The following is a 5,000-nucleotide window of genomic DNA, read 5'->3' on the forward strand; positions in this document are numbered from 1 at the left end:
CAGCGCCCCTGCGCCCGCCGCCCCGGAACGCGACCGGGACGAGGACGACGAGGACGACGACGAGGAGACGGACGAGCCCCGCAACGGCGCCTCGTCCAAGAAGACCGCGCCCCGGGAGAAGCCCGCCGCCAAGACGGCGTCCCTCCCGGCCGCGAAGAAGGCCAAGAAGTAGGCTTTCCAGGGGCGTTCCAAGGCGAATTCCCGCGTTCCAGAAGGGCGGCTTCGACCGCTCGTCAACGCGGGGTGTCATCTTGGGTTGACTCAAAAATCAGTCGACGCCACACTTCCTGCGTCACATGGGCCGCTGACCCTTACTTTTTCCCGCCCTGCGGGAAGCAGGCAGGCAGCGAGCCCCTACGCAGGAGTGGCCATGTCCGCCGGCATCAACACCTACAAGACCGACCTTCGAGAGATCTTCTTCACGCTGTTCGAGCAGTTCGGCTTCGGCCAGGTGGCGGGCACGGCCCCCTATGACGCCTGGGGCCCGGACGAGGCGAAGGCGGTCCTCACGGAGACGTACCGCTTCGCGCGCGAGGTGCTGGGGCCCCTCAACTCGGTGGGTGACCGTGAGGGCTGCCGGTTGGAGAACGGCTCGGTCTTCACGCCCAAGGGCTTCAAGGACGCGTGGAACAAGCTCTACGAGCAGGGCTTCAAGACGGTGGCGGTGAGCCCCGACCACGGCGGCCAGGGCGCGCCGATGATGCTCCAGGTGACGGTGGAGGAGATCCTCTCCGGCGCCAACACCGCGTTCAACATGTACCCGGGCCTGGCCTTCGGCGCGGCGGAAGTTGTCGCGGAGTGCGGCACGCCCGAGCAGCAGAAGCAGTTCGTGGAGCGCATGCTCAACGGCACCTGGGGCGGCACCATGTGCCTCACGGAGCCGCACGCCGGCTCCGACGTGGGCGCGGCCAAGTCCACCGCGAAGCGCAACGGGGACGGCACCTACAGCATCAAGGGCACGAAGATCTTCATCTCCGGCGGCGACCATGACATGGCCGGGAACATCATCCACCTGGTGCTCGCGCGCATCGACGGCGCGCCGGCCGGCACCAAGGGCCTGTCGCTGTTCATCGTCCCCAAGCTGCGCATCAACGCGGACGGTTCCTCCGGCCAGGCCAACGACGTCACCGTGGGGTCCATCGAGCACAAGATGGGCATCAACGGCTCCGCCACCTGTGTCCTCAACTTCGGTGAGAACGACGGCTGTCTGGGCGAGCTCGTGGGCACGGTCGAGCACGTGGGCATGAGCCAGATGTTCAAGATGATGAACGGCGCGCGCATCGCCGTGGGCATCCAGGGCGTGAGCCTGGCGTCGGCCGCGTACTACAACGCGCTGGACTACGCGAAGGACCGCAAGCAGGGCTCCCACTTCACCAAGTGGAAGGACCCGTCCGCGCCGCGCGCCTCCATCATCGAGCACCCGGACGTCCGCCGCATGCTGCTGGACATCAAGGCGCACGTGGAAGGCATCCGCGCGCTGGTCATCAAGCTGGCCATGCACCTGGACAAGGCGAAGCAGCTGGCGGGCAAGGACGACGACGCGGCCACCTACCACAAGGGTCAGGTGGAGGTGCTGACGCCGCTGGTGAAGTCCTACGGCTCCGACCAGGCCTTCCGCCTCTGCGCGCAGGCCATCCAGGTGTACGGCGGCGCCGGCTACATCCAGGACTATCCGGTGGAGCAGTACACGCGCGACTCGAAGATCTTCTCCGTCTACGAGGGCACCAACCACATCCAGGCCATGGACCTGGTGGGCCGCAAGATGGGCCAGGCGGGCGGCGCGCACTTCCAGCAGTTCATGGGCGATGTCGGCAGCTTCGTGGAAGCGCACCGCGAGCACCCGGTGCTGGGCGAGGCCGTGAAGACGCTGGCCGGCGCGCAGGAAGGCCTGATGTCCAGCGCGATGGCGCTGTTCGGCTGGTCGCAGGACGCGGGCCGCTTCCCGCTCATCCCCCTGTCCGCCAACCGCTTCCTCAACATGATGTCGGAGGTCGCCGTGGGCTGGCTGCTGCTGGACGCGGCCGTCATCGCGGAGAAGGCCGCCGCCAACGTGGCCGCCGACCACCCGGACAAGGCGTTCTACGAGGGCAAGAAGTTCAGCGCCCTGTGGTACGCGCGCAACGTGCTGCCCAACGTGGAGTACGCCGCGCGCCTCATCGCCACCGAGGACACGTCCCCGATGGACATCACCGACGCGGCGTTCGGCGGCGTCTGAAGCGGAATCTGAAGTCCTGAAATGAAGAAGGCCCTCCGGCACGTGACGCGCCGGGGGGCCTTTTCCTTTTCGGGCCTGAGCCTAGTCGCCTTCGCGCACGCCGATGGCCAACTGCGCGAGGCCGGCCTTCTTCGCCAGCTCCATCACCTGCACCACGGTGCCGTGGGGGACGCCTTCGTCCGCCTGGACAATCACCACGGTGTCGGGGTTCTGGTTCTTCGCGTTGTCGAAGGCCTGCTTCAGCTCCGCCTCCGCGACGACGTTGCCCGCGAGCACGAAGCGTCCGTCCGCCAGCACCGCCACGGACAGGTCCGTGGTGCGCGCGGTGACGTCCGCGGCGCCGCCCTTGGGCAGGTTCACCTTGAGGCCCGCCTTCGCGCCGCCGCCCGGGCCCTGCTGGGTGATGACCGAGCTGGTCACCATGAAGATGATGAGCAGCACGAGCATCACGTCCGTCAGCGGCGTGATGTTGATCTCCGCGAAGCCCGCGCCCTCCACCTCGTCATCGCCCGAGCCGGGCGTCTTTCCCATGGCCATGGTGGGCGTGTCTCCTTACGAGGCGGGCTGCGGATCCGGGCGGGACGCCGGGGGCGTGGTGCTTTCGCGCGGGGGCGGCGTGGTGTCCGGCAGCGGGCCGCCGGCCGAGCGCTCCTTGAGCACCTCCGCGAACTCGTCGCCCAACAGGCGCAGCTCCACCAGCACGCGGGACAGCCGGGCCTGGAAGTAGTTGTAGAAGACCATCGCCTGCACGGCGACGAGGATGCCCACGGCGGTGGCGACGAGCGCTTCGGAGATGCCCGTCATCACGGCAGCGGAGCCGCCGGTACCGCCGGCCTCCACGTCCACGCCCAGGTCCTTGAAGGAGCGCATGATGCCGGCCACGGTGCCGAAGAGGCCCACGAAGGGCGTCGTCGAACCGATGGTGGCGAGCAGCCACAGGTTGCGCCGCAGCTTGAGCCCCACCTGGGCGCGCTCGCGCTCCACGGCGGACTCGATGCCGTTGCCGCCAGTGGAGCGGGAGCGCTCCCAGCGGTCGAACCCGGCGAGGAAGATGTCGGCCGCCACGGCGTCAGAGCGCTCGGCGGCGGTGCGGGCGGCGGCCACGTCACCCCGGAGGAGGTGCTTCTGGACGATTTCGCCCAGGTTGCGGGAGCGTTCGCTCACGCCCCAGAGGGCGATGAGCCGCTCGATGGCCACGCCCAGGGCCACCACGGAGGCGCCCAGGAGGAGGGCGAGGGTGACGCCGCCCAGGCGAAGGTAATGAAGTAGATCGTTCAGGCTCATGATGGATGACCGGGCAGGCGGCCCTGGCTCACACTAGGACATATGAACCGCGCAGCCGCCGCAATCTTCCTGGCCCTCCTCTGTTCGGCCTGCCCCAAACGTCTCGAGTTCGGTCCGGAGGGCCGCATCGAGGACGCCCAGACGCTCTACCAGCACGTGCGCGAGCGGCAGGCGAAGGTGGTGACCCTGGAGGGTGACGCCAAGCTGCACGTGGACTCGCCCCAGGGCAGTGGAACGCTCTCCACGTATCTCTCCATCACCCGTCCGGCCCTCATCCACCTGGAGACGTACGACTTCTTCAACCGCCCGGTGGCCTCGCTCGTCTCCGACGGCGAACGCTTTGGCGTCTACCAGGCGGGGGAGAACACGTACCTCCAGGGCCCAGCGAGCGCGGAGAACGTGTCCCGCTTCCTTCCTGTCGTCCTGCCGAGCGAGGAGCTGGTGGCGGTGATGCTGGGGCAGGTCCCCCTCCTGCCGCCGGAGTCCATGACCCTGGAGCTGGACGAGAAGGAGCGGGTGTACGTGCTCAAGCTCCAGCGGGGGCCCGCGACGCAGACACTGCGCGTGGATCCCAAGCACCTGCGCGTGGTGAAGAGCGAGGTCCGGGGCGTGCCGGGCTACGACCTGGCGTTCGAGGACTTCCAGCAGCGGGGCGACCAGTTCTTCCCGGGCAAGGTGCACCTCATCGCCGCCACGGCGGGCACGAAGCTGGACCTGAAGTACACGGACATCCGCCTCAATGGCCGCCCGGACCTGACGCTCTACGAACTGGGCGCGCCCCAAGGGGCGAAGGTGGTGGACGTCGACGCGCGGGGCCAGGAGGTCCGCTCGGAGGGGGCGGTGTCCCAGCCGCCCCCCGCGCCGGGTTCCTGAGCTTCCAGGCGTCGAAAGGCAGCGTCCCGGCGCAAACCGGGTACTATGGCGCGCACGACATGGCACAGATCAAGCTTGGAGAACTGCTGATCAAGGCGAACGTCCTGCAGGAGAGCCAGCTCAAGGCGGCGCTCGCCGAGCAGGCCAAGTGGGGCGGGAAGCTGGGCGAGATCCTCGTCCGGATGAACCTCGTCTCCGAGGACATCCTCGTGCGCGCCTTGTCGAAGCAGCTGGGCATGCCGGCGGTGAACCTGGACTCCGTGCAGATGGTGCCGCCGCACGTGAAGGCCAAGATTCCGGCGCAGACGGCGCGCGACTTCTCTGTCGTCCCGCTGCAGCTGCGCGACGACGGCAAGACGCTGGTGGTCGCCATGTCGGACCCGCTCAACGTCCGGGTGCTGGACGAACTGCGGGCCCTGTCCAAGTGCCGCATCGTGGCCAACGTGGCCGGGCGCACCTCCGTGGCGCGGGCGTTCGCGCGCCTCTACGAGGAGACGGCGGAGCTGGAGGACGCGGACACCAACTTCAAGGTGGTGGATGCGCAGGGCCGCACCGTCGTGAAGAACCTCAAGGACCTGGACCCGGCCGCCGCCGTCGCCATGTCCCCCAAGCCCGCCGCCGCGCCGCC

Annotated in this window: 5 protein-coding genes; 3 read left to right on the top strand and 2 right to left on the bottom strand. The window is 68.6% G+C overall.

Annotation, left to right across the window (positions count from 1 at the left end; translation table 11 throughout):
• Nucleotides 1–370: 370 nt before the first annotated feature.
• The gene (locus tag D7V77_RS40080; RefSeq protein WP_120581455.1) at nt 371–2,215 is read left to right on the top strand and encodes an acyl-CoA dehydrogenase; all 1,845 of its coding nucleotides are present in this window, start codon (nt 371–373) and stop codon (nt 2,213–2,215) included.
• A gap of 81 nt (nt 2,216–2,296) precedes the next feature.
• Here the strand turns inward: D7V77_RS40080 and D7V77_RS40085 are convergent, their stop codons facing one another.
• Both D7V77_RS40085 and D7V77_RS40090 read right to left on the bottom strand, forming a co-directional pair.
• The gene (locus D7V77_RS40085) at nt 2,297–2,752 is read right to left on the bottom strand and encodes a biopolymer transporter ExbD (RefSeq protein ID WP_120565608.1); all 456 of its coding nucleotides are present in this window, start codon (nt 2,750–2,752) and stop codon (nt 2,297–2,299) included.
• 15 nt (nt 2,753–2,767) lie between these two features.
• Nucleotides 2,768–3,499 carry a MotA/TolQ/ExbB proton channel family protein gene (locus D7V77_RS40090; protein ID WP_120581456.1) on the bottom strand — a complete coding sequence of 244 codons (732 nt, stop codon included), beginning with the start codon at nt 3,497–3,499 and terminating at the stop codon, nt 2,768–2,770.
• 42 nt (nt 3,500–3,541) lie between these two features.
• Here D7V77_RS40090 and D7V77_RS40095 point away from each other — a divergent pair, with 42 nt between their 5' ends.
• Entirely contained in the window at nt 3,542–4,372 is an 831-nt protein-coding gene (locus D7V77_RS40095) for a DUF4292 domain-containing protein (RefSeq protein WP_120581457.1), read from the top strand.
• 59 nt (nt 4,373–4,431) lie between these two features.
• Nucleotides 4,432–5,000, top strand: a 569-nt coding sequence (locus D7V77_RS40100; RefSeq protein WP_120581458.1) for a general secretion pathway protein GspE, incomplete at its 3' end; no start/stop codon positions are given.

Source organism: Corallococcus sp. CA041A (assembly GCF_003612075.1).
Classification (GTDB): Bacteria; Myxococcota; Myxococcia; order Myxococcales; family Myxococcaceae; genus Corallococcus; species Corallococcus exiguus.